Annotated in this window: 20 protein-coding genes; 11 read left to right on the forward strand and 9 right to left on the reverse strand. The window is 39.3% G+C overall.

Annotated elements, in window-relative coordinates:
* The first annotated feature begins 40 nt into the window (after positions 1–40).
* From recA to OLM45_RS02815, 4 genes are all read left to right on the forward strand, one after another.
* Complete coding sequence (recA, locus tag OLM45_RS02800; RefSeq protein ID WP_264511788.1) at positions 41–1045, forward strand: recombinase RecA; 1005 nt, start codon at positions 41–43, stop codon at positions 1043–1045.
* Positions 1046–1149: 104 nt separating this feature from the next.
* Positions 1150–1560, forward strand: coding sequence for a hypothetical protein (locus OLM45_RS02805; RefSeq protein ID WP_264511790.1), 411 nt, complete (start codon positions 1150–1152; stop codon positions 1558–1560).
* 14 nt (positions 1561–1574) lie between these two features.
* Complete coding sequence (locus OLM45_RS02810; protein ID WP_264511792.1) at positions 1575–2117, forward strand: RNA polymerase sigma factor; 543 nt, start codon at positions 1575–1577, stop codon at positions 2115–2117.
* Positions 2114–3646, forward strand: coding sequence for a hypothetical protein (locus OLM45_RS02815; RefSeq protein WP_264511794.1), 1533 nt, complete (start codon positions 2114–2116; stop codon positions 3644–3646). Before OLM45_RS02810 ends, OLM45_RS02815 begins: the two co-directional genes overlap by 4 nt.
* A gap of 190 nt (positions 3647–3836) precedes the next feature.
* Here OLM45_RS02815 and OLM45_RS02820 read toward each other — a convergent pair whose 3' ends face one another.
* Complete coding sequence (locus tag OLM45_RS02820; protein WP_264511796.1) at positions 3837–4571, reverse strand: lysophospholipid acyltransferase family protein; 735 nt, start codon at positions 4569–4571, stop codon at positions 3837–3839.
* Positions 4572–4624: 53 nt separating this feature from the next.
* Here OLM45_RS02820 and trpS point away from each other — a divergent pair, with 53 nt between their 5' ends.
* Positions 4625–5596, forward strand: a complete 972-nt coding sequence (trpS, locus tag OLM45_RS02825) for a tryptophan--tRNA ligase (RefSeq protein WP_264511798.1) — start codon at positions 4625–4627, stop codon at positions 5594–5596.
* 39 nt (positions 5597–5635) lie between these two features.
* Here trpS and OLM45_RS02830 read toward each other — a convergent pair whose 3' ends face one another.
* Positions 5636–7102: a hypothetical protein gene (locus tag OLM45_RS02830; RefSeq protein WP_264511800.1), complete on the reverse strand. Its 1467-nt coding sequence runs from the start codon at positions 7100–7102 to the stop codon at positions 5636–5638.
* A gap of 111 nt (positions 7103–7213) precedes the next feature.
* Between OLM45_RS02830 and OLM45_RS02835 the strand changes: the two genes are divergently transcribed.
* Positions 7214–7501 carry a hypothetical protein gene (locus OLM45_RS02835; RefSeq protein ID WP_264511802.1) on the forward strand — a complete coding sequence of 96 codons (288 nt, stop codon included), beginning with the start codon at positions 7214–7216 and terminating at the stop codon, positions 7499–7501.
* A 6-nt stretch (positions 7502–7507) separates the two neighbouring features.
* Positions 7508–9988 carry an Hsp70 family protein gene (locus tag OLM45_RS02840; RefSeq protein ID WP_264511804.1) on the forward strand — a complete coding sequence of 827 codons (2481 nt, stop codon included), beginning with the start codon at positions 7508–7510 and terminating at the stop codon, positions 9986–9988.
* Here the strand turns inward: OLM45_RS02840 and dprA are convergent, their stop codons facing one another.
* Positions 9989–11098 carry a DNA-processing protein DprA gene (gene dprA, locus OLM45_RS02845; protein WP_264511806.1) on the reverse strand — a complete coding sequence of 370 codons (1110 nt, stop codon included), beginning with the start codon at positions 11096–11098 and terminating at the stop codon, positions 9989–9991.
* 103 nt (positions 11099–11201) lie between these two features.
* On the opposite strand from dprA, the gene OLM45_RS02850 reads away from it, so the two are divergent.
* From OLM45_RS02850 to OLM45_RS02865, 4 genes are all read left to right on the forward strand, one after another.
* On the forward strand, positions 11202–12182 hold the full coding sequence (locus OLM45_RS02850; protein WP_264511808.1) for an SPOR domain-containing protein: 981 nt from the start codon (positions 11202–11204) through the stop codon (positions 12180–12182).
* Between the two features lie 87 nt (positions 12183–12269).
* Positions 12270–12785, forward strand: coding sequence for an acyl-CoA thioesterase (locus OLM45_RS02855; protein WP_264511811.1), 516 nt, complete (start codon positions 12270–12272; stop codon positions 12783–12785).
* Between the two features lie 48 nt (positions 12786–12833).
* A complete protein-coding gene (locus OLM45_RS02860; protein ID WP_264511813.1) occupies positions 12834–14741 on the forward strand; it encodes a transglutaminase domain-containing protein in 1908 nt (635 codons plus the stop codon).
* Positions 14742–14743: 2 nt separating this feature from the next.
* Positions 14744–16903 (forward strand): DUF3857 domain-containing protein, encoded by a 2160-nt coding sequence (locus OLM45_RS02865; protein WP_264511815.1) that lies wholly within the window; start codon positions 14744–14746, stop codon positions 16901–16903.
* Positions 16904–17074: 171 nt separating this feature from the next.
* On the opposite strand, the gene OLM45_RS02870 is transcribed toward OLM45_RS02865, so the two are convergent.
* The 6 genes from OLM45_RS02870 to OLM45_RS02895 all read right to left on the reverse strand — a co-directional run bounded on the left by OLM45_RS02870 (position 17075) and on the right by OLM45_RS02895 (position 23457).
* A complete protein-coding gene (locus OLM45_RS02870) occupies positions 17075–18325 on the reverse strand; it encodes a murein hydrolase activator EnvC family protein (protein ID WP_264511817.1) in 1251 nt (416 codons plus the stop codon).
* Between the two features lie 2 nt (positions 18326–18327).
* A complete protein-coding gene (locus tag OLM45_RS02875; protein WP_264511819.1) occupies positions 18328–19128 on the reverse strand; it encodes a DUF4292 domain-containing protein in 801 nt (266 codons plus the stop codon).
* Positions 19128–20474 (reverse strand): tetratricopeptide repeat protein, encoded by a 1347-nt coding sequence (locus OLM45_RS02880; protein ID WP_264511821.1) that lies wholly within the window; start codon positions 20472–20474, stop codon positions 19128–19130. Before OLM45_RS02880 ends, OLM45_RS02875 begins: the two co-directional genes overlap by 1 nt.
* A 2-nt stretch (positions 20475–20476) precedes the next feature.
* Positions 20477–21490: a sugar nucleotidyltransferase gene (locus OLM45_RS02885; RefSeq protein ID WP_264511823.1), complete on the reverse strand. Its 1014-nt coding sequence runs from the start codon at positions 21488–21490 to the stop codon at positions 20477–20479.
* A 66-nt stretch (positions 21491–21556) separates the two neighbouring features.
* Positions 21557–21991, reverse strand: a complete 435-nt coding sequence (dut, locus tag OLM45_RS02890; protein ID WP_264511825.1) for a dUTP diphosphatase — start codon at positions 21989–21991, stop codon at positions 21557–21559.
* A 5-nt stretch (positions 21992–21996) separates the two neighbouring features.
* Entirely contained in the window at positions 21997–23457 is a 1461-nt protein-coding gene (locus OLM45_RS02895) for a lipopolysaccharide biosynthesis protein (RefSeq protein ID WP_264511826.1), read from the reverse strand.
* Positions 23458–23476 lie beyond the last annotated feature (19 nt).

Here is a 23476-nt window from a genome sequence, read left to right on the forward strand (position 1 = left end):
GTACATTTACGGCTTTAACAGCCTTTAATTTTAATGTAAAATGAGTTCAGAAAAAGAAGCAAAATTGAAAGCGTTACAGCTGACGTTAGACAAGCTGGACAAGACCTACGGTAAAGGTACCGTAATGAAGATGGGAGACAAAGCGGTGGAAGAGGTAGAAATCATTCCATCCGGGTCGTTAGGATTGGACCTTGCCTTGGGCGTAAATGGGTATCCAAAAGGTCGTATTATTGAAATTTATGGACCGGAGTCATCGGGTAAAACCACCTTGACTTTGCATGCCATTGCCGAAGCACAAAAAGCGGGTGGTATTGCTGCGTTCATTGATGCAGAACATGCATTTGACCGTCACTATGCGGCCAAATTGGGTGTAGACATTGAAAACTTAATTATTTCACAACCGGACAACGGGGAACAAGCGTTAGAAATCGCCGAAAACTTGATTCGTTCAGGAGCGATTGACATTGTGGTGATCGACTCGGTAGCGGCTTTGACACCGAAGAGTGAAATTGAAGGAGAAATGGGTGATTCCAAAATGGGATTACATGCTCGTTTGATGTCGCAAGCCTTACGTAAATTGACGGCAACCATTAGCAAAACCCATTGTACGGTGTTTTTCATCAACCAGTTGCGTGAAAAAATCGGGGTGATGTTTGGAAATCCTGAAACCACAACGGGTGGTAATGCTTTGAAGTTCTACGCTTCCGTGCGTTTGGACATTCGTCGTTCATCACAAATCAAGGATGGTGAAAATGTATTGGGTAACCGTACTAAAGTAAAAGTGGTGAAAAATAAAGTTGCACCACCTTTCAAAACGGCAGAATTTGACATCATGTATGGTGAGGGTGTTTCCAAAACAGGAGAAATCTTAGATTTAGCGGTTGAATTTGAAATTATCAAAAAATCGGGTTCTTGGTTTAGTTATGGCGACACCAAATTAGGACAAGGTCGTGATGCAGTAAAATTGTTAATTAAAGACAACCCGGAATTGGCGGACGAATTGGAACAAAAAATCAAGGATGTCATCAAGGAACAAGTTGACTAAAACGTATAAATTTCCCGGTTTTGAAAAAAATCGGGATTTTTTTTTCAAATCGACGCAACCATTTTAACTAAATTGTATCCTTTAAATAAATAATGCGTAATAAAATGAAAAGAATTGGCTATTCGGTATTAATTGTGTTCGGTATTCTCGCTACGAGTTGTGATACTTCAGGCGATGATCCTATCTACATTCAAGTATCTCCGGTGACTGAAGTAACAAACCCTGGGAAATTTGCTAAAGATAGTATTACTGAAATCCCCGTGGATTATAGTTTGCCTTCCAAATGCAATGTGTTCCGTGGATTTTATTATGATGCGGCAGATTTTCAACGTATCGTAGCGATTGAAAGTTATCGAAGTGGTGATCAAGCGTGTCCCGCTGATGATAATGCTTACACAGGAACTTTACGTTTCAAACCTACGGCTTTGGGTACGTATCATTTCAAATTTTGGATTGGCACAGATGCCCAAGGTGTGGAACAATTTTATGAATTTGACGCTATTGTCGATCATTAATAAAATGAAAAATCTTGAATCTAGAGCAAATCATCCAAGGATGTCAGAAGAAAGACATACTCGCTCAAGAGCAACTGTACCGACATTATGTTGGTAAAATGTTTGCCTTGTGTTTGAAGTATGTACCTGACCGTGATACCGCTCAAGATTATTTACAAGATGCGTTTTTGTTGGTTTTTGATAAAATCAATCAATTTGAAAACAAAGGTTCATTTGACAGTTGGATAAAACGGGTTTTTATCAACCACATCCTGCAGCAATTTCGAAAGAAAAGTTATCTGGCGGTTGTAGATGAAAATATACCCGAAACCGTTGAAGTTGAAATTGAAGAAGGTGTTCCGCCGGAATTTTTACTTCAAATTGTACAAGAGTTACCCGAACGGTACCGGTTAGTATTTAACTTGTATGTATTTGAAAATTTCAGTCATCAGGAAATTGCCGATGCATTGAGTATCAATATCGGAACCTCAAAATCCAATTTGTCGCGTGCCAAATTGATATTAAAACAAAAAATAGAAGATTATACTGGCAGTTCAAAAATGCCCCAAATACAATGAAAAAAAACCAAGACATCAACAAGCTATTTCAAGACCAGCTGGAGCACTTTGAAGTACTACCTGATGAGGCGGTATGGACCAGTATTGCGTCGAAACTTCAAGAAAAGAAAAAACGCCGTGTTATTCCAATATGGTGGTTTTATAGCGGAATTGCCGCTGCTTTCTTAATTGGATTGTTTTTAAATTTCACACTGTTTACTTCGCCCACTGCACCTGGAGTTCCCTCAACTTCTCCCAGTGATGCCGTAGTGCAAACTCCAAAAATAAATAGTACTGAAAATAACGGTACTTCAAAAACAAACAATCCAATCAACGGAGTTGACCATACAACTGCGAATGATTCGAATGATGGGGTTGAATCCTCAAAAAGAATGCAACCATCCGATATCTCAACGGGGATTGCTACTACTGCAACTAGATCTAAAAATTCTGTAGCAGAAAAAAACACTCATTCACAGCATGAGAATAACATTTCACATCAAAAAACTAGCACTAGTAATAAAAACACCTTTGCTCATCAAAATGGCGCCGATGCCACACAAATTGCAGTTGCAAATCCAGCAACTCCAGTTAATGAAATAGCAATTGATAAAGTACCTACTAAAAATAGTTCAACACAGTCTGAAGTAAACGTTGCCCATCCGGTTGCGGTTCAATCCAATCCTTTGGATGGACAACAACAAAACAACGGTACTACTTCAAATTCTATTGTTTCCAATAACCCTCTTAATAGCGCAAAGGACAGCAGTAAAGTTGCCCAAAAGCCGACCAATGAATTGGAAAAATTGCTTGATGAAAAAGAAAAGAAATCCTTTTCCGGACAGAATTTAAATAGGTGGCAGGTGGCATCGCATCTTGCCCCTATTTACTTCGGTTCGTTATCACAGGGTTCGCCTTTGGATCCCGCATTAGCAACCAATTCTAAACAGTACTCCGCGAACAACACCAGTTATGGTATTGGTGTGGGTTATGCTCTCAATTCAAAAATGAGTATTCGAACAGGAGTAAATGTGGTTCGATTAGGATACGATACTGACGAAATTGCTTACTATATGGAACCCAATGTAAGTAGTCGCATTCAAAATTTATCGTTAAATGCTATGGGTTCAAACATCATCATTGAAAGTTTGAACAACGTTAAAACCTACAATAAATTCATGAACCGCTACGAAGGTTCGTTAAACCAACGCATGGGTTATTTGGAAGTTCCTATGGAGTTGACTTACCGTTTAGGCGGGAAAAAAATGGGGATTCAGTTCGTAGGTGGATTTAGTTCCTATTTCTTGAATCAGAATGAAATTTATTTGCAATCGGAGCAATTCAACTTATTGGTAGGGAAAGCTACCAATTTGAATTCAGTTCACTTTAGTGGAAATTTAGGTTTCGGAATTCATTACGGTTTCTTCAAAAAATGGGAAGCCCGAATCGAACCCACATTTAAATATCAATTCAATACGTATAGTAGTGACGCAGGTAATTTCAAGCCTTATATGATGGGGCTTTATACCGGTGTTTCTTACTCGTTTTAAATAGTTAGGTTAGTTTAAAATTAGTTAAGTGGTGTTACTGCACTGCGGTGCGTAACAAAAAAAGAGTGTCTTGGCCGGACACTCTTTTTGTTTGCGTTAAGGATTGCAGTGGAAATCCCGGTGCCGGAGTTTACGGAGGTACCGGATTGCAACGGAAAGCCTGACCCCGGAAGAATGGAGGGGGAACGCCCTAATCATTCTCTTGCAAATCCGTTAAAATAAGCTGTCGTGCTTGATCTTTTATGTCTTTTTTGGCCTCTAAAGGCAATCCTTGTGTTTCGATAAAAGGGTGGATTTTTACTCGCATTTTCCCGGGACTGCCACTCAAAAACGTATAGGAAAAGCGTTCTTTATTGTCAAAAAAAGTCATGGGCACTATTGGAATCTGGTGCTCAATCGCCAAACGGAAAGCACCATCTTTGAATTCGTCCAACAGTACGCTTTCATCAGGAACACCACCTTCGGGAAAAATACAAATACTCAATCCCATATTCAAACGGCGTTGGGCGCGTTCGTAAACGGCCATCCGACTCTTTTGATTGCCGCGATCGACTAAAATACTGGTGCGTTTGTAGAAAAATCCGAACAAAGGAATTTTGGCCAATTCCTTTTTCCCTACAAAAACAAAGGGATTCCGTACGGTAGCGAGCATCAGCATGATGTCTGTCATCGAAGTATGGTTCGCGATGAACATATAACTTTTATTCGGTTCGAGCTCTTGTAAAGTTCTGACTTGGTAACGAAAACCCATGCCGTAAAGAATGACTTTCGCCCAAATTCGGGCCAAAATGAAGAAATACGGATACCACCGTTCTTTCAAAATGGAAAGAAACAAAAAGGGAAACATCACTAAAATGGGTACGGCCACCAAAATATAAAACCAAATACGCCATACCACCCAAAAAATAATTTTTAACGCGCGCATAGACCCAAAAATAAAGCAATTTTAGTTTAAATTTGCTCCTCAATTTAAAAACTATGGCAAAAATACTAACAGGCGTACAAAGTACGGGCACTCCCCACTTGGGTAATTTATTGGGTGCCATATTGCCGGCGATCGAAATGTCGAAAGCACCGGGCAATGAAACGTTTTTATTTATCGCCGATTTACATTCGGTGACACAAATCAAAGACGGTGAAACTTTACGAGGAAACACGTATAGTACAGCTGCTGTATGGCTTGCTTGTGGTTTGGACACCGATAAAGTAGTTTTTTACCGTCAGAGTGATGTACCACAAACAGCGGAATTGTCGTGGTATTTAAGTTGCTTTTTCCCGTTTCAACGGTTAACTTTAGCACATTCCTTTAAAGACAAAGCCGATCGCTTGGAAGATGTCAATGCGGGTTTATTTACCTATCCGATGTTGATGGCCGCGGACATTTTATTGTATGATGCCGAATTTGTTCCTGTTGGGAAAGATCAATTGCAGCATATTGAAATCACGCGCGATGTAGCTTCTCGATTTAACCATCAAATGGGAGAAACTTTTGTGTTGCCCGAAGCCACCACTAGTGAAGAAACGCAATATATTCCGGGAACGGATGGGCAGAAAATGAGCAAGTCTCGCGGAAATATCATCAATATTTTCTTGGATGATAAAGCCTTGCGCAAGCAAATCATGAGTATTGAAACCGACAGTACTCCATTGGAAGAACCTAAAAATCCGGATACGTGTAAAGTTTTTGCCTTGTATAAATTGTTAGGCGATGCGGATCAAGTGGCCCAAATGCGTCAAAACTATGAAGGTGGGAATTACGGGTATGGTCATGCGAAACAAGCGTTATTCGAATTGATCGCTGAAAAATTTAAAACCGAACGCGAAAAATACAATTACTACATGTCCCATTTGGACGAAGTCGATGCCTTTTTGGCGAAAGGCGCTCGTAAAGCAGGTGTTATTGCTGATGGTGTTTTGCAACGAGTACGTCAAAAACTAGGATTTGAATAAAACAAAAGTCCTGAAGCAATTGACTTCAGGACTTTTTTATTAATTCTTTGCTGCTACCTCTTTGATTTCTTCGACGGCGGATCGAACTTCCTTGGTAAAAACCTCTACTTTGCCTTTTTCTTCCCGTAATTCAATAGGCCCTTCAAAACGGCAATCCTTGTCAATCAACTCTTTGGCATTAGGCGCTAATTCGGTAAATCGGTATTCCACATTGGAATGATTGTCAATAAAATAATGGCGCGATGGATCTTGAAAAGAGGCTAACTTGCGTCCCACATAAAAGTTTAAAATCCGTTTGTTGTAATCGCTAGTATTCAACTGAAACGATTCTTTGGCCTTAATGTAAAAAGCTTTTGCAGGCATTTTGATGCTATCGTACACAATCACATTTTCCAATACGATGACATCATAATTGGTTTTGTTCTGAATTCTTTGAAATCGTTCATCTCCAGCCGAACTTACTTGGTCATTATAAAATGTAGTAAAAGGATTGCTACTAGTTACTATTTTTTCAATGGGCTTGACTTGTGTGATTTTGGCTGGGTCAAAATGAGTCAAAAACACTTTAAAACTATCAATTTTAAAATGCATATCGGCGTAATATCGATCTAGGGCGGGCGCTTCTTGAACAGTAGTTTCTATTTGATGATTGGGCTCATAAGTAGAACTGGAAGAGCTGGAACATCGGTTGGCCGCAAATGCAATCTTTAATAAAATGATCAAAATAATTCCAAACGTTTTCCAACTAAACGAGGAAAAGTAACTTTTTTTGGAATGCGATTTGCCCAAAACCACATTGCGATTCCCAAGCAAAGTTTCTTCCAAATCTTCATCAAACGGACGATACGAAGCCATAGCCACCATAATCGAACCCGCCTGTGGGTGCTTGTTATTGGAATTGTAAATATCGACCACACGATTTAAAAGTATTTTTACTTTTTCATCCATTTCTGGACTGGTCAATTGGGATAAAAAGTTGAAAAAACTACTGGTTTTACAATAGTCGATATGACTGCTAGTACTGGCAGGATTCATCAATTGATTAACTGCAAATTCAATTTTCTGAATGGCTTTTCGTTGAAGAGTATGCAAAAATTCTTCGGGGAAAAAATGGGAATATTCCATGATTTCTTTAACCGCATCAAATTGGTTATCCGCTATTTTTTGTTCTAAGAAGAAGGACAAGTCTGTCAATAAATATTTTTCAAAAAACAATTGAATTTCATGCCAATTATCCGCTTCTACAGGGGTTTGAAAACGGTCATATCCGTAAGTAGTTCCCGCAAAAAAATTATACAAAACACGCTCTTGAATCAGAAAATAAAACGTATGGGGATAGTTTCGCAACGCCTCGGTCAATTGAGAAGCTACGTTAACGTCAATATCGGGATTCAATCGTTTTTCAACGTTGACTTGTTTCTCAATACGAATGATTTCGTCCTCCGTAAACTCATGCGTACGGTTATGATCGAGTTGTAAATTTTCAAATAAGCGAATAATATTCATCACGGCTGGTATTAGCGTAAAACAAAAATAGAATTTAAAAGGATTTCAGCCCATTCCTTTCGGCTAAAAAACAATAAAATTGTACCTTGCTACTCCAAAAAATTGTAAAAAATGGAAGCCATAATCAATCAATTATTCGAAATCGAAAAAAAAGCACAAGAAAATCAAATCGAACTCTTTGAGCGAAATTTCAACCGTATTCAACACGAAATCACCGAATTGGGCTATAAAGTGATTAACCCTATTGGACTCAATTATGACGAGCGGGACAATTCTGTTGAAGCGAATTTAATGCATGCCAATGCCAAAAAAATCACCAAAGTTTTAAAACCCGTCATCTACCACAATAGTGGTGATGGTTTTGTATTAATTCAAAAAGGAGTAGTAATTGTAGAATAATTGAATATGGCCAATATTAATTTCGGTATTGACTTGGGCACCACCAACTCAGCCATTGCGAAATATGAAAATGGTAAAATTACCTTATATAAAAATCCGGTCGGGTTTAAAGACACCTTGCCTTCCGTAGTTTCCTTTCGTAAAGGTCGGATTCAAATTGGCGACAAAGCACGCGAACTGATGTTGACCCAATCGGAAAACGTATTTTCTTCATTCAAACGAAAAATGGGTTCGGATGCGCAGTATTTTGTAGAAGCTATAGATGCTGAAATTGCGCCGGTCGAACTTTCCGCCATGGTGCTCAAAGAATTGATCAATTTCACCCAACCGGAACAACCCAAATCCACGGTAATTACCATTCCCGCTTCGTTTGACACTATTCAAACCAATGCAACCAAAAAGGCCGGTTACCAAGCCGGTTTCGAAGAAGTGGTGTTGCTTCAAGAACCTATTGCGGCTTGTTTGGCGTATTCCAATACCCTTAATATTGACATTTCACAAGAACAAAAATGGTTGGTATACGACTTTGGTGGCGGTACTTTTGACGTGGCTTTGGTACGCATTGATCCCCGAGAATTAAAAGTTTTAGACCATAAAGGGAATAATTTTTTGGGTGGTTTAGACTTGGATAATTTATTTGTTGAAAAAGTAATTTGCCCTAAAATCGAAGCGGTTTCGGGTCAAACCAACTTGTGGAAACGAATGATTGCTGGCGAAGAAGCGGATTGTAAAAAGTTGTATTTCGAACTCTTATTCAAAGCCGAAGAAGCCAAAAAAGAATTATCCGTTAAAACTTCCGCCCAATTTGAATTGGACATCGAAGCTTGGGATGTATTTGCCGATATCGAAGTGAGTCGTGTAGAATTTGAATCCATTTTATATGCAAAATTTGACGAATCCTATCATTTGACCGAACGATTGTTGGTGGATAACGGATTGAAATTTTCGCAAATTGACCGAATTATTTTAGTCGGTGGTACTACGTATATCCCCTATATCCGAGAGCAATTGGCACAACGCAGTGGCATTAAAGTAGATACAGGAATTGACCCAACTACTGCCGTTGTAGTGGGTGCAGCGTATTATGCAGGTTCGAAACCATCTGAATTGGCCGAAGAAAAACAAGAAAGCAATCCCGTGGCTGCTGATCTTTCGGTTGAAGTCGTTTATGAACCCAACTCGAAAGACGCTGAAGAACTTATCGCTGCCGTTTTTAAAACTCCTTTTCAGGGATATTACCGCATCACCCGCTCGGATGGCGGATTTGATACAGGCGTTCTGAAAATTAATCAGAAAGTAACCGAGTTTGTTCCATTATTGGAAAAAGCAACCAATGTGTTTACACTTGTAATTTATGACGAAAATCAAAATGTAGTCTACCAAAACAACAGCATTCATATCACCAATGGTTTGTACAACATTATGGGACAACCTTTACCGAATGATATTTGTTTGGAAGTCGATGAAGAAGCGGGCAAAACATTCATGGAGCGTATTTTTAAGAAAAATGACATTCTCCCACTGAAAAAAACATTGTACAAAACCACTTCAAAAAACATCTTAAAGAACTCCGATGACAAGTTAATCATCAACATTGTGGAAGGAAATGCCGGCGGTATGATTGGGAGTAATTTAACCATTGGATATATTGAAATTACTGGTAAATCCTTGCCTATGGACTTAATCAAAGGAATGGATATCGAATTGAATTTCAAAATTTCTGAATCCCGCGATTTGAATGTGAGTATCTACATTGGTGCTTTGGATTTAGAAATCAACGAAGTGTTCAATCCGCATCAACGCCAAGTGGTTTTGGATAAATTAGCCTCCGAAATTAAAACGGTTGTGGATGAAATTCAGGAAGAAATCGAATGGCAGGAAGAAGATGAAAATTATGAATATTTAGCGAAGTTAAAACGCATCCTCGACCACTTAACGGTATTGTATAATGAAGCACTTGAAGCCGTTGATGACCGCTCAACCGATCGTAAATTTCAATTGGATGAAATGAAGCGACTCACGATTCAAGAATACGATGATTTGGTGCGTCACAAACATGTGTTGCAAGAAATCCAAGAATACCAAAACACGCGGGAAGGCGTGGAAAGTTATTTGGAAGTCGCCTCTCCAAAACAGCGAGAAGAGTTTGAAAAAATCGTGCGCAATGAAAAAGAAATTTTGCAATCCAATAACAAATATTTGATTCGTAAAAAAACCAAAGAATTGGATGATTTGTACGATAGCATTTACATGAAACAAGACGAGCGCTTTGTCAATGCTTTCTATTATTACCGTTTCAAAATGGAAAGCGAATACAAAGATGCACAACGTTTTAAAAAACTCGTTGAATTGGGTGAATCCGCCTTGGAGCGAAACAGTATGACCGAATTGAAAGCTATCAATTATCAATTTTGGGATTTATTGATTGTAAAACCAAGAACCCGTGAAGATTTGAACAATTTTGATGGCGACCTCGGTTTGAAATAATTAAATCGCTTCGAATAATTTGCCCGGCAACGGACGAATAACGCCTTTCAATTCCATATTCAACAGCAAAGTTGACACTTTAAAAACAGGCATTTGGCACTCTAGGGCAATCAGGTCCAAGAGTGCCTTTCCATTTTGGGCTAAAAAATCATAGAGCAATTGTTCTTCGGCTTCCAGTTGGACAAACAATTGTTTTTGAACACCTTTTCGCGTCGGTAATTCTTCGGAAGTTGACCAATTCAAATGATACAATATATCGGCTGCCGATGTCAGTAAGTGCGCGCGTTGGGTTTTGATTAAGGCGTTGCATCCCTGACTGAATTTATCGGTAATTCGACCCGGCACTGCAAAAACTTCCCGGTTGTATTCATTGGCCATGTTGGCTGTAATTAACGAACCGCCTTTTTCGGCACTTTCAATCACCACAGTTCCTTCCGTCATTCCAGCTACAATTCGGTTTCGGCGCACAAAATTTTCTTTATCAGGATTGGAATCGCTACGAAATTCAGTGAGGAAACCCCCATTTTCCAACATTTTCCCCACATACTTTTTATGCATTTTAGGGTAAATTTGATTGAGTCCGTGTGCTAAAACACCTATGGTTTGCAATCCCAATTCCATCGCAATTTTATGGGCTAAAATATCCACGCCGTAGGCAAAACCACTCACAATAATGGGATTCAACGGCGCCAAATCTTCCAACAATCTTCGGGTAACATCGCTGCCGTATGGCGTGATTTCACGCGTGCCCACAAAACTGATCAAGTGGCGTTGGTTCCAATCCATTTTCCCCGATCCGTATAATAAAATGGGGCTATCGTAACAATGTTTTAAGCGTTCCGGATAAGTTGGGTCTTGAAAAAAATAAACCTGAACGTGATGATCGGTAATAAATTGATATTCGGCTTCTGCTTTTGCAAAGAGCGAAGTGTCTTTAAAATTTTTGATGGTTTGGGGTCCTAATCCATCAACCGCAGCCAAGTGTCGCGGCTTGAGTTGGAAGACTTCAGTGGCAGAACCAAACTGGTGAATGAGTTTTTTGGCTAAAATATCCCCAACTCCCTCTACCTGCAGTAGTGCTAGGGTGGCAATTAAATCGGTATGGCGCATAATAAAATATTGAAAGTCAAAAATATAAAAATGATTTGAAAAATGTTAACAAAGTTTGTTGATAAAATTTTGCCATCGCTCCGAAATCTTTAAATTTGCTCTCATGAAGATTGAATCTTACATATCCCAATTGCTCTATCGCTACCAATGTGTAACGGTGCCTGGTTTTGGTGCATTTTTGACCGATACCCAGTCCGCACAATGGAACGGTTCAGCGCAGGTTTTTTCCCCGCCCAAAAAAGTGATTACTTTCAATGCTTACCTCAAAAATAACGATGGTCTATTGGCCAATCACATTGCGGTAGCTGAAAAAATTCCTTATGAAGTTGCGGTAACGGCCATTGAACATGCCGTTCACAATTGGAAGCAAAAACTTCAAGATTTTGGCGGAATTTCATTAAAACAAATTGGTGAAATAACACTAAATAGCGATAAAAACTTAGTATTCGTTCCCTATGATCAGGTGAATTACATGACGGAATCGTTCGGACTCTCAGCAGTAGTTTCGCCTTTTGTTCAACGGGAAATTTTAAATCAAATTGCTGAAGAGGAAGTAATTCCGGTCTTAGAACCCGTTACTTCGGAAGTTCCTGTTCATCAGTTACCCGAGACTCCTCGCTCGCGATCGTTTTTAAAATACGCCGCTATTTTTGTAATGAGTGCCGGACTATTGGGTGCTGGTGGTTATTTTGGTGATCACTATTACACCCAAAAAATTGAAGCTGAAACCCTTGCGGTACAGACCAATGTGCAAAAGAAAATTGAACAAAAAATTCAAGAAGCCACTTTTGTTTTGGATACGCCAACAACACCAACATTACCTCCGGTAACGTTAACAATTAAGTCGGAGAAATTCCCTTACCACGTTGTAGCAGGTGCCTTTCGTTTGGAAGAAAACGCCGATCGTGTGTTGTATGAGTTAAAAAAACTAGGCTATCCCGCACGAAAAATGGGCCCGAACAAACACGGATTGTTCCCTGTATTCTACGGAAGTTTTTCAAGCTATAGCGATGCCCAACAGAAAATGCAGGAAGTTCAAAAATCACACAACCCCGAAGCTTGGGTTTTGATTGAAGAACATTAATATACATCCCAAATTACTTTGGGATTTTTTTATGTTTTATCGGTTCAGAAAACTTTATTGAATTACTACCTTTGCAAAAAAAACACCATGACGCCTAAACATCCCGCGGATTCCCTAACCATTTTAACGGACCTTGTTTTACCGAGTGAAACCAATCCTTTGAACAATTTATTTGGAGGTGAATTACTCGCGCGTATGGATCGTGCGGCAAGTATCGCTGCCCGTCGTCATTCGCGTCGTATTGTGGTGACAGCTTCTGTGAATCACGTGGCGTTTAACCGTTCCATTCCGCTGGGAAGTGTGGTAACTATTGAAGCCAAAGTTTCCCGTGCTTTTACGTCTTCCATGGAAATTTATTTGGACGTTTGGATTGAAGATCGGGAATCGGGCATTCGAACCAAAGCCAATGAAGCCATCTATACTTTTGTAGCGGTTGACGACATGGGTAATCCTGTTCCTGTTCCGGCGTTAGAACCCCAAACCGAAGAAGAACAAGCGCGCTTTGCTGCCGCTTTGCGTCGTAAACAATTGAGTTTGGTTTTGGCTGGAAAAATGAAAGCCAACGATGCCACTGAATTGAAGGCTTTATTCACTGAAAATTAATTTTTTAGGATTGCCAAGAAATTACTATTTTTCGGGAAAAGAAACTCCGTGAAAAATCTTATACTGTCCGTATGCGCCTGTGTCTCCTTTTCTACACTTGCTCAGAAAAACATTGACCCCACCGCTGAAGATATTTCAAAGGCAAAATCGTTGCGTGAACAATACAGCAAAGACGATGTTGCTATTTTAGAAAGTACAGATGCTGTAAACTTTGATTACAATTCCAGCGCAGATAAAATTACAGTTTCCATAAAAACCAACGAACATTTGATGAATATCAACCACCGTGCAGATATTCACAAATATGAATTCTACGACAGTGAATCCGCTATCGAAAATTTTAAAGTTAAATTCCGCAACGAGAAAGATGCTTCGTTTTATGTAAGGGACGAACCTTACAAAGACGACGATTTGTTTTACAACGATGCCCGTGTAAAATATACTTCCATCGACTTTCCAGTGCAAGGGTATACCTATTTTTACGAACTCAATAAGAAATACAACGACATAAAATACTGTACGACTTTTTATTTTCAAGATGAATTTCCGGTGTTGAAAAAGAAAATTGTGTTTACAGTGCCTAAATGGCTGGATATCGAACTCAAAGAATTCAACTTTGCTGGATTTGACATCAAAAAAAATATCACGGATACGGACGGGTCAACCATTTACACCTTTACCCTAGAAAACGCACCCGCCTATTTCAAAGAAAAAGACAGTCCGGGACGCACCTATTTGTATCCCCATATCATGATTTTGACCAAGAGTTATGCTAAAGGATCCAAAGCAGGAACGTTATTTAAAACCCATGAAGACCTGTACAAATGGTATGCGTCTCTTGTTAAATTAATGCATAATGAACCGGAAAAATTACGTGAGAAAGTAACGGAATTGACCGCAAAAGCGAAGACTGACGAAGAGAAAATCAAAAACATCTACTATTGGGTACAAGACAACATTCGCTACATCGCCTTTGAGGATGGCATTGCCGGATTCAAACCTGATGAGGCCCAAAATGTATTTGAAAAACGATACGGCGACTGTAAAGGAATGGCTAATTTAATCAAACAAATGTTGGTTCTTGCCGGCTTTGACGCCCGTCTCACATGGATTGGGACTAAACACATTGCTTATGATTACAAAACGCCTTCTTTAGCGGTGGATAACCACATGATCTGTACCTTGTTTTACAAAGGGAAACGTTACTTTTTAGATGGAACAGAAAAATTCTGTGCTTTTGGTGAATATGCCGAACGTATCCAAAACAAAGAAGTAATGATAGAAGATGGCGAAAAATGCATACTTGATAAAGTTCCGCAAGGTTCCGCAGCGGCCAATAAAGAAGTATTTACCGCCAATCTTTCCTTGGAACAAGAACAGTTAAAAGGAACTTGTCAACGTAGCTTTTTAGGGGAAAGTCGAGAATATTTTCAAAACATTTACAACCATTTTGAAAGCAATAAAAAGAAAGAAATGTTAGACGGATACTTGGCCCATCAAAATAAAAGCATCAAGGTCGACCAAGTAAAAATGAGTGATATCAACAACCGAGAACAAAAGTTAACCATTGATTACACGATTGACATCGCTAACAAGGTTTCGTCATTTGATAATGAAATCTATGTCGACTTGGATTTTATGAACGAATACAAAGAATTTCAATTAAAAGACCGTAAAACCGATTACGAATTTGATTATAAAACCTTGTATGAATCCGTGATTACACTAAAACTGCCTGCAGGATACAAAGTGACCAAGCTGCCCGAATCCATTGCGGTGAAAGAAAACAATTATGAAGTGAATTTGTCCTATGCCGTTGAAAACAATGTCATCATTTATAAAAAATCCTTTTTATTCAAAAATGCAGTTTTAAAAGCATCCGACTTCGAACAATGGCGTGCCGTAAATAAACGCGTGGCTGAATCGTACAATACACAAATTATCTTAACCAAATAAACATGAAAATCAAACTATTATGGGCAGCATTACTGTGTAATATATTCTTTGCCTTAGGACAATCGGCTTCTGAAGTTCGCGACGAAATTTGGAGCGCCAGCGATCCCTATAAAAAAGCAAACACGGTCCCCGAAAAATGGAAAAACGAATCGGCCGTCATTATTTACAAACACGAAAATTACGACTACCATAAATTCGGAATTAACGTTACCTACACCAGTTCGATCCGAAAACGCATTCTGCTTTTGGACCAAGCTTCGGTAAAAGAATTCTCCGAGTTTTCGTACCGTGACAAATTCTATTCCAACAAAGCATTGGGCTCTTTTTGGCGTCGAGGCACCAATTTTATTGGCGTTAAAATCGTAAAACCCGACGGAAAAGAAGTGATCATTGATACCGACAAAGAAGCCAAAGAAGTGGATGGTGAGAAAAAACTAGCCATCCCAAATCTTGAAATTGGCGACATCATCGACTATTATTTCTATTCGGTTGAACCGTTTAAATCCGTATACGATTACACATTTGAAGCCGTAGAAACGCCGCTTGGGGATGTCTATCCTACGATGAATTTAAAAATCAACTTGCATACTGAAAACGACTTTTTCCTGAACTTCAATACTTATAACGGTGCGCCACCTTTGAACCAAATTGACACGGGTAAAAGCAGTGATCGTTTGTTTGAATTGAAAGCGGAAAACATCGAAAAGAATGAATTCCCACGTTGGTTTTATCCCTTGGCTGAAATGCCTTGCTATAAATTTCAAGTCATTTTTGCCCGTTCAGGTAAATTTGAAAAACTCGCCGATGGTTTCTTACCCGAAAGTGAGAAAATTGTGAAAAAGACCATTTCAAAAGAAGATATTTTTGAATATTACAATAAAAAATTCTATCCCGATGGCGACTTAGGTGTCGTCAATCGCTTTTTGAAAGAAAAGAGTTTCGCTACTGAAGAAGAGAAAGTGCGTGAAATTTATTATTTCTGCCGTCACGAATTCTTCACCCGTTATTTCGAAGCTTTTGTGGTGAATGAAGCGAAAATCATGTACCCGTTCGCCTATTATGGCACCAACCCCATCTTTTTCCGCGACGAAGTGCCGTTTGTGAATTACTTTATGCAGTTCTTGAAAAAACAGGAAATCAGTTATGATGTAATCATCGCTACGCCACGATTTAACGGCTCTATCGACGATTTATTGATCCAACAAAATGTGCGTAAATTAATTCGCGTCAACACGCCCAAGCCGATTTATATCGAGTATTTCAACGCTTTTTCAGGAACCGATCAAGTAAATTACTCCATTGAAAACTCCAAAGCCTATGTTTTGGAAGTGTCCAAAGGCAAACGCGTGACCGATGTTTCCAATGTTACGTTGCCTAGCAGCACCTACAAAGACAACGTTTCGCGTATCAAAACTACCGTTGATCTTTTTGATTTCACTGGCTATAAAGTGCAACGCGATGCCGCTTACTTCGGCCATTTAAAAGAATCCGAGCAAGACGATAAGTTGCAATTCTACGATTTTGTATACGAAGATTACAACCGCTACGGCACCATGAAATTGATGGATTATGTACGTAAAGAAAAGGACCGTAAACAGTATACCAACGAGTTGGATGCCTTGATTAAAAAGTTAAAAGACAAACAAAACGAAACCTACAAATCCAATGTGGAAAGTGAATATGAAGTCAAAGTAGACGACTATACATTCGAAATTAAAAACACAGGGCGTTACGGTAAAGACAATGCGCTTGAAATCCATGATGGCTTTACCATTGCCAACAATTATGTGAAAAAAGCGGGCGACAAATACCTTTTAGAAATCGGACGTTTCTTAACCTCCCAAATTGAAATCGACAAGAAGGAAATCGACCGTAAAAACAACATTTACATGAGTTTCCCCCGTTCCTTTGAAAACGAAATCACCTTCAATATTCCCGAAGGATACAGCGTTTCAGGCTTGGAAAAATTAAATAAAAAAGTGGAAAATGAAACTGGCGGATTTGTATCCACCGCCGAAGTCAAAGGCAATCAACTGGTAATTAAAACCTTGAAATACTACAAAAACTACTTCGAGCCCAATGCCAACTGGAACAAAATGATTCAGTTCCTGGATGCGGCCTATCAGTTTACACAAGAAAAGGTCTTGTTGAAAAAGAATTAAGTAAAGCGCTCTTCGGGGCGCTTTTTTTTTGTGGCAGCACACACTTGGTGCTTTCACTCACGCCTAGTCCCGTTATCCGTTGCAATCTGCTGCGCTACGCTCCGCAGGATTTCCACTGCTACCGGGGCTGTAGCGACGTTTTTGTTGTTACATCGAGTAATAGAATCTGTATTAACGATTCAACCACTGTGATGGATTCACATAGGTTGCATTTTGGGAAATCATAAAGCGAAGTACCGCCTTCCCATCCGAATCGGTTTTTACCTTTCCAATGGTTTGCTTGGCACTTATATTTTCTCCTTCAGAAACCGAAACTGAAACCAAGTTGTGATAAATGGTGAAATAATCCCCGTGCTTCACCAAAACGGCAAATTTGTTTCCAATCTTCTGAATTTGCGAAACTTCTCCTTTGAAAACCACACGAACATTCGCATTGGCATCGGTCGTAATATCCACACCGCTGTTGTGAACAATCAAGGATTTATACACCGGGTGGGGTTGGTCACCAAAACCTAACGAAATTACACCGCGTTCTACCGGCCAAGGCAAACGCCCTTTATTCGCTTTAAAATTATCCGAAATAACTTTCCCTTCTGGAGTTAAAACTATTTTAGCCGACGTTTCAATCTTTTTCGTTTCAGCCACCGTCGTCGTCTTTGGATTGGCTTTCGCTTTCGCCGCCGCCGCTTTACGGTTAGCATCCGCAATGGCTTCCCGAATTAACTTCTGAATTTGAGCATCGATTTTACGGGATTCTTGTTGCTTTTTCTTAATCTCAGCCGCAATTTGTTTCTTGTCTTTTTTAAGACTGTTCGCCAACTTCTCCTGCTCCTGACGTTCTTTCTCAAGATCTTCGCGTTGCTTTTGCTGTTCTGCCAATAATTTTACTTTCTCCTCTTTTTGCTTGTTCAGTTCGGTGTAATGGTTGGCTAACTTGGTCGTTTTATCTTTGATTTCTTGCCCTTGCATTTTACGATAGCTGGAATATTGCTTCATGTACTGCAAACGTTTGTAGGCTTGTGTAAAATTTTCTGAAGACAATAAAAACATGGCGCGACTGTGTTGCGACCGACTCTTATACGACTTCAAGATCATTTCAGCATAGTCTTTTTTCAAGATTTCCAAGTCTTTTTTCAACTTGTTAATCTCCAACTGATTTAAATACAAATTATCATTGATGATACGCGCTTGCTTATTGGTCGTGTTGATCAACTTTTCCTTCAAGCCGATCTTCTCTTTTTGGATATCCAATAATTTAGTAACCGATTTTTCTTTGGATCGAACTTCTTGAAGCATACGTTCTTTGTCCAGAATTTCTTGCTGGATTTTTGCTTTGCGCTGTTCCAATTCCTCTTGGGTCAATTGGGCCATACCAAGAGAAGTGGTCATTACCGCCAAAAAAGTAAAAAGTACTTGCTTCATGTTTAATTCTTTTCGAGTTCTATGCGTTCAAATCCTTCAGGAACAGAATAGGGAAACGACAAATCTTCATTAAAATTGACGTTTTTATATTCTACATCAATAGAGGTTTTTGCCGATTCCAATTGGGCTTCCAAAAGCAATTGCAAAGGAAGAAATTTTTCATCAGTTTTACGGTATTCAGGATAGGTTACTTGCAGAGAACGTTGCAAATTCGGTTGGTTGATTTCTTGTTTTTTCACCAAATAATTTTCGCCTTCAAAGTAAAACGACTTGTCCATGGCCGTATTTTCTTTATCGTGCAGGCGGTACCATTTATCAGCGATGGTCACGGCATATTTCCCTTTTTGTAAATCATCAATGGCTTTTCCAAGAAAAATACTTTGCACTTTTTGGTAATCCAAATCGGTTCCCAACCACCGACTTAACGCTGAATAATCGCCTTCAAAATACTTATTTCCAATTTTGTCATAGTATTTCACTTCTGTGGGCGTAATCAAGGCTTTAGCCATGGTAATGCCCAACACGCGAATAATCACCATGATTTTTTCATCCTTCTTCATCCGAATTTCAGCGGTAACATGTTGCGACTGATTCTCGTCTTCATATTTCGCCGACGCTTTGATATTTAAGGTCGAAAAATTCAGTGCATTCAAATTGTATTTATCAATAATTTGAAGGGCCGGAATTTCATTATTGGTCGCAGCCGTTTCTGCTACTACAATAGCTTTAGGTCGGCACGATTGTAGGGCCAACACACTGCTCACGAGAACAATTCGGTAGATATATCGTGTGAATACTTGCATTATTTTTTCTTCGTTTTTTCTAAAAGCTGGCTGGCTTTTTCAAAATATTCATTCTTCTTTTTGGCATCTCCCAAGCCGGCATACGCTTCGCCTAATTGTAAATTAAAGTTGATTTCCAACACCAAATCATCCACAATAAAATCCAAACCGGCTTCTAGAGTGTTTTTGGCTAATTTATATTGGCGAAGTTGGTTCAAGGCCAAACCGTTGTAATAATATAACTGCGGTTGGGTAGGAAACAATTCGATCAACTCGGTAGATAAACGCCCTAACTTTTCAAATTGTAAACTTTCGGTGTAGGCTTGCAGTAATAATAATATTCCTTCCATGTCATCGCTGTGCGATTTTTGGTGCATTTCATAGTATTTTACGGCTTTTGCCCACTCTTTTTTGGCTTGGTAAAACTTCCCGATTTCTTTGGCAACATTGACTTCTTTATCCTCATCAAAATAAGCAATGGCTTTGTCCAAATCGCTTTCAAATTGGGGATTGGTTTTGGTAAAAATCAAAAACTCGTTCAACATGCGGTGCTTGATTTTTTTATCAATTTTATCCGAAGCCAAAACGATATTCATGGATTTAACGGCTTGTTCGCCGTTATTCCCATTCAAATGGTACTTGAATAAGCTCACTTGTGCCCATTCGGAATTTGGGATTTCTTTTTCCAATTGGCGCGCGACTTCCAACGCTTTTTCTTCTTGATTGCTTTGCGAATACAAGTAAATCAAAGCGATATAGTTGGATTCGTCTTTGGGGAATTTTTTAATTTTATCCACCAAATCATTCTTCTCCGGACCTTGGTATTTGGCATCTTGTAAAATTTGAGCCTTATACAATTCCCGTTTATCCGATTTTCCAACGGTAGCATTCAAATCGTTAATTAAATCCAACGCTTTGTCGTATTGCTTGGTCAACATGTAGAGCGAACACAAATCTTCTTTGTAATCGGCTTTGAACTCAATTAATTTCTGAACGATAGCAATGGCGCGGTTATAATCTTTGGTGTCGTAACACACATCATACATGCCCGCCCAAGCCCAACGGTTTTTGTCATCCATTTCGGTGACTTTTTTGAATTGATCAAACGCCTCATTGTAGCGTTTCATGAAATAATAATTCTTCCCTTTTTCAAAATACACAACGGCATTGTTGGGCTGAATTTTTTCACATTGATTCAATTCATCAAGGGCTTTGTCGTAATTCTCAATCCCTTTTTGTTTCAGCGATTCATAATAATGGTTTTGGAAATCATCGGGTGCCAATGCTGTATCCTCGGGCTCTTGCGCCCAAAGTGAAGGGGAAACCAACAGTCCCATAAAACCATAAATAAGAAATCGCTTTTTCATTTTTATTCTAAAACGGAATAATCTCCGATACTAATACTTGTAAAATTGCCATCAAACGACGCGTGATTTCCTATCATCGCATTATCTAACTGTGCATTTTTTATGTGCGCGTGGGTCTGAACCAAGCTGTTTTTAATGGTACTGTCAATCACATGCGTTCCTTTTCCTAACGAAACATTTGGCCCAACAGTAGCATTAATCAAGATAACATCGTCAGCAATATGACATGGAGGAATGATCGTACTGTTTTCCAATTTTACATTGGCGGCAACTAAATTTTCCACACCGTCTTGGTGCAAGAAATTCAGCATACGCGAATTGGTTTCAACAGTAACGTTTTTGTTTCCACAGTCCATCCACTCATCCACTTTGCCGGGCACAAATTTCATGCCTTTTTGCTTCATGTTTTCCAAGGCGTCGGTCAATTGGTACTCACCGCCTTTTACAACGTTATTATCAAGCAGGTATTGTAATTCGGTGCGTAAGGTTTCCCCGGATTGGAAATAATAAATTCCGATAATCGCTAAATCCGAGACAAACTCTTTGGGTTTTTCTACAAAATCCACAATTTGGTTTTGGTCGTTCAATTGTACCACACCAAAAGCACTTGGATCGTCCACTTGTTTTACCCAAATCACGGCATCAGCTGAAGTGTCCAATGAAAAATCGGCGCGGAATAAGGTATCAGCATACGCGACAACGATAGGTCCCGACATGCTTTCTTTGGCACACAAAATCGCATGAGCCGTTCCTAAGGCTTCGTTTTGGTAACAAATGGTACCGCGAGCGCCTAGTTTTTCTGCGATAGCAATCAAATCTTCTTCTACTTTTTTGCCAAAATCTTTATGGATGATAAAGGCGATCTCGTCAATTTTTTGGTTGATGACTTGCGCGATATCTTCCACCAAACGGTGCACGATGGGTTTTCCAGCGATTGGGATTAACGGTTTCGGTACCGTTAGTGTATGTGGTCGAAGGCGTGATCCGCGTCCGGCCATAGGTACGATAATCTTCATTGTTGTTTTGGTTTTAGGGTTCCAACAAAAAAATTTGTTGAAAATGTGTTATTCAAAATCCTGTTTTTATTTCACTCCGGTACTGCCAAATCCGCCTGCACCACGGGAAGTTTCTGATAATTCAGTGACTTCAATCCATTCGGCGCGTTCGTGTTTAGCAATGACCAATTGGGCAATTCGTTCGCCATTTTCAACCAGAAAAGGTTCTTGGGATAAATTTACTAAAATGACCCCAATTTCGCCACGGTAATCGGCATCGACTGTTCCTGGCGAATTCAACACGGTAATTCCTTTTTTGGCAGCCAATCCACTACGGGGACGCACTTGGGCTTCGTAGCCAACGGGTAATTCTATAAACAAACCCGTTTTGATGATGGCGCGACCTAACGGTTGTAAAGTAACGGGCTCATCCAATTGTGCACGCAAGTCCATTCCTGCCGAGGCTAGTGTTTCATAAGCAGGTAAATCGTGCGAAGACGTATTGATAATCTTAATTTGCATAGTTTTTATTTTCTGCGAAGAATACGCATTAGCGTCTCTTTTTCACTTTTATAAATAAACGATAAAAATACTAGTAATAAAAGTACTTTGATGGGATAATTATCACGAATATAATCCACATAAAACGCCAATACAGAGAAGCCAACCGAGAGTCCGAGATAACTAAAAATACGGTTGAAATCATACGGAATAGGATATTTCTTTTTTCCTAAATGATAGGAAATAATCATCATGCTTCCGTAGGCTGCAATAGTAGCAATGGCCGATCCGTAATAGCTGTATTTCGGAATTAAAAGATAATTCAGGGCCAAGGTTACAAATGCGCCCACAAAGGAAATATAGGCGCCAATTAAGGTCTTATCAATTAATTTATACCAAACGGAGAGATTCGTATAAATCCCCAAAAAGAAATTGGCAAAAACGATTAAGGGTACGACTTTAATGGCCACCCAATAGGCTTCATTGGGCACTAAAGGTTGTTTGAGCAAATCGATAAAAGCGACAACAAACAACGAGATAAAGGAACCAAAAATCACAAAATACTTGGTAATGGTCGCATACGTTTGGGGCGCGTTTTCATTTCCCGCATGGGAGAAAAAGAAAGGTTCGATCCCCAAGGAATAGGCCGTACGAAACAGCACCATAAACATCCCAATTTTATAACAAGCCGAATAAGCTCCGATATCAGCAAGGGGAACATGAAACCAATCCAACAAGATTTTATCAAAATGTTCGTTGATGGCAAATGCAATTCCGGCCAACAATACCGGGTAGCCGTAACGCATCATTTGTTTCCAAAGATCGTAATCAAATTTCCAAGAAATGGAGGTGTAATTGGGTAGTAAAACTAAAAACGTAGCCAAACTTGCCGCTAAATTGGCAATAAAAATATAGCCAATCTGAAAGTCAGGGAAATAGATTGTATTTAAAAATCCATCGGGATTATTTTTGGCTAAATTGGGGAGAAAAGCCAGAAAAAATATACTTAAGACAATTTGCAGGCTTACGTTTCCAATCTTTATGGCCGCATATTTCATCGGTTTTCTTTCGGCCCGAAGCTTTGAAAAGGGAATAATGGCTAAGGCATCAAAAGCCGTAATCCAAATTGCATAAGTAATGAATTCTACTGCAAAGCCACTTTTGTGAGCCAACGTATTTCGAAATAATAAAGCGAGGACTAAAAACCCAAGAGTGGACCAAAACAAGGAAATGGTACTTGTTGAAATCACCTTGCTTTTGTCTTCTTCTTTGTTGAAAAACCGGAAAAAAGCCGTTTCCATTCCATAGGAAAGAAACACATTAAAAAAAACGAGATACGAAAAGATAACCGATACAATACCCATCTGACTTTTATCTTTCAAATAGTAGATATAAAGTGGATTGAGTAAGAAGCTAATAATACGAGGCAAAACGGTTGCCATTCCGTATATCAGGGTTTGTTTGAAGAGATTCTTGTAAAGACTCAAAGGTTCTGAATTTTCAACA

The organism is Flavobacterium sp. N1719 (assembly GCF_025947045.1).
In the GTDB taxonomy this organism is placed as follows: domain Bacteria; phylum Bacteroidota; class Bacteroidia; order Flavobacteriales; family Flavobacteriaceae; genus Flavobacterium; species Flavobacterium stagni.

Excerpts from the sequence above, each read along its gene's own strand:
- OLM45_RS02815 (WP_264511794.1), top strand. The coding sequence starts at position 2,114 with ATGAAAAAAAACCAAGACATCAACAAGCTATTTCAAGACCAGCTGGAG.
- OLM45_RS02865 (WP_264511815.1), top strand. The coding sequence starts at position 14,744 with ATGAAAATCAAACTATTATGGGCAGCATTACTGTGTAATATATTCTTT.
- dut (WP_264511825.1), bottom strand. The coding sequence starts at position 21,991 with ATGCAAATTAAGATTATCAATACGTCTTCGCACGATTTACCTGCTTAT.
- OLM45_RS02820 (WP_264511796.1), bottom strand. The coding sequence starts at position 4,571 with ATGCGCGCGTTAAAAATTATTTTTTGGGTGGTATGGCGTATTTGGTTT.
- recA (WP_264511788.1), top strand. The coding sequence starts at position 41 with ATGAGTTCAGAAAAAGAAGCAAAATTGAAAGCGTTACAGCTGACGTTA.
- OLM45_RS02840 (WP_264511804.1), top strand. The coding sequence starts at position 7,508 with ATGGCCAATATTAATTTCGGTATTGACTTGGGCACCACCAACTCAGCC.
- OLM45_RS02885 (WP_264511823.1), bottom strand. The coding sequence starts at position 21,490 with ATGAAGATTATCGTACCTATGGCCGGACGCGGATCACGCCTTCGACCA.
- OLM45_RS02830 (WP_264511800.1), bottom strand. The coding sequence starts at position 7,102 with ATGAATATTATTCGCTTATTTGAAAATTTACAACTCGATCATAACCGT.
- OLM45_RS02850 (WP_264511808.1), top strand. The coding sequence starts at position 11,202 with ATGAAGATTGAATCTTACATATCCCAATTGCTCTATCGCTACCAATGT.
- OLM45_RS02805 (WP_264511790.1), top strand. The coding sequence starts at position 1,150 with ATGAAAAGAATTGGCTATTCGGTATTAATTGTGTTCGGTATTCTCGCT.
- OLM45_RS02855 (WP_264511811.1), top strand. The coding sequence starts at position 12,270 with ATGACGCCTAAACATCCCGCGGATTCCCTAACCATTTTAACGGACCTT.
- OLM45_RS02870 (WP_264511817.1), bottom strand. The coding sequence starts at position 18,325 with ATGAAGCAAGTACTTTTTACTTTTTTGGCGGTAATGACCACTTCTCTT.
- OLM45_RS02835 (WP_264511802.1), top strand. The coding sequence starts at position 7,214 with ATGGAAGCCATAATCAATCAATTATTCGAAATCGAAAAAAAAGCACAA.
- OLM45_RS02875 (WP_264511819.1), bottom strand. The coding sequence starts at position 19,128 with ATGCAAGTATTCACACGATATATCTACCGAATTGTTCTCGTGAGCAGT.
- trpS (WP_264511798.1), top strand. The coding sequence starts at position 4,625 with ATGGCAAAAATACTAACAGGCGTACAAAGTACGGGCACTCCCCACTTG.
- dprA (WP_264511806.1), bottom strand. The coding sequence starts at position 11,098 with ATGCGCCATACCGATTTAATTGCCACCCTAGCACTACTGCAGGTAGAG.
- OLM45_RS02880 (WP_264511821.1), bottom strand. The coding sequence starts at position 20,474 with ATGAAAAAGCGATTTCTTATTTATGGTTTTATGGGACTGTTGGTTTCC.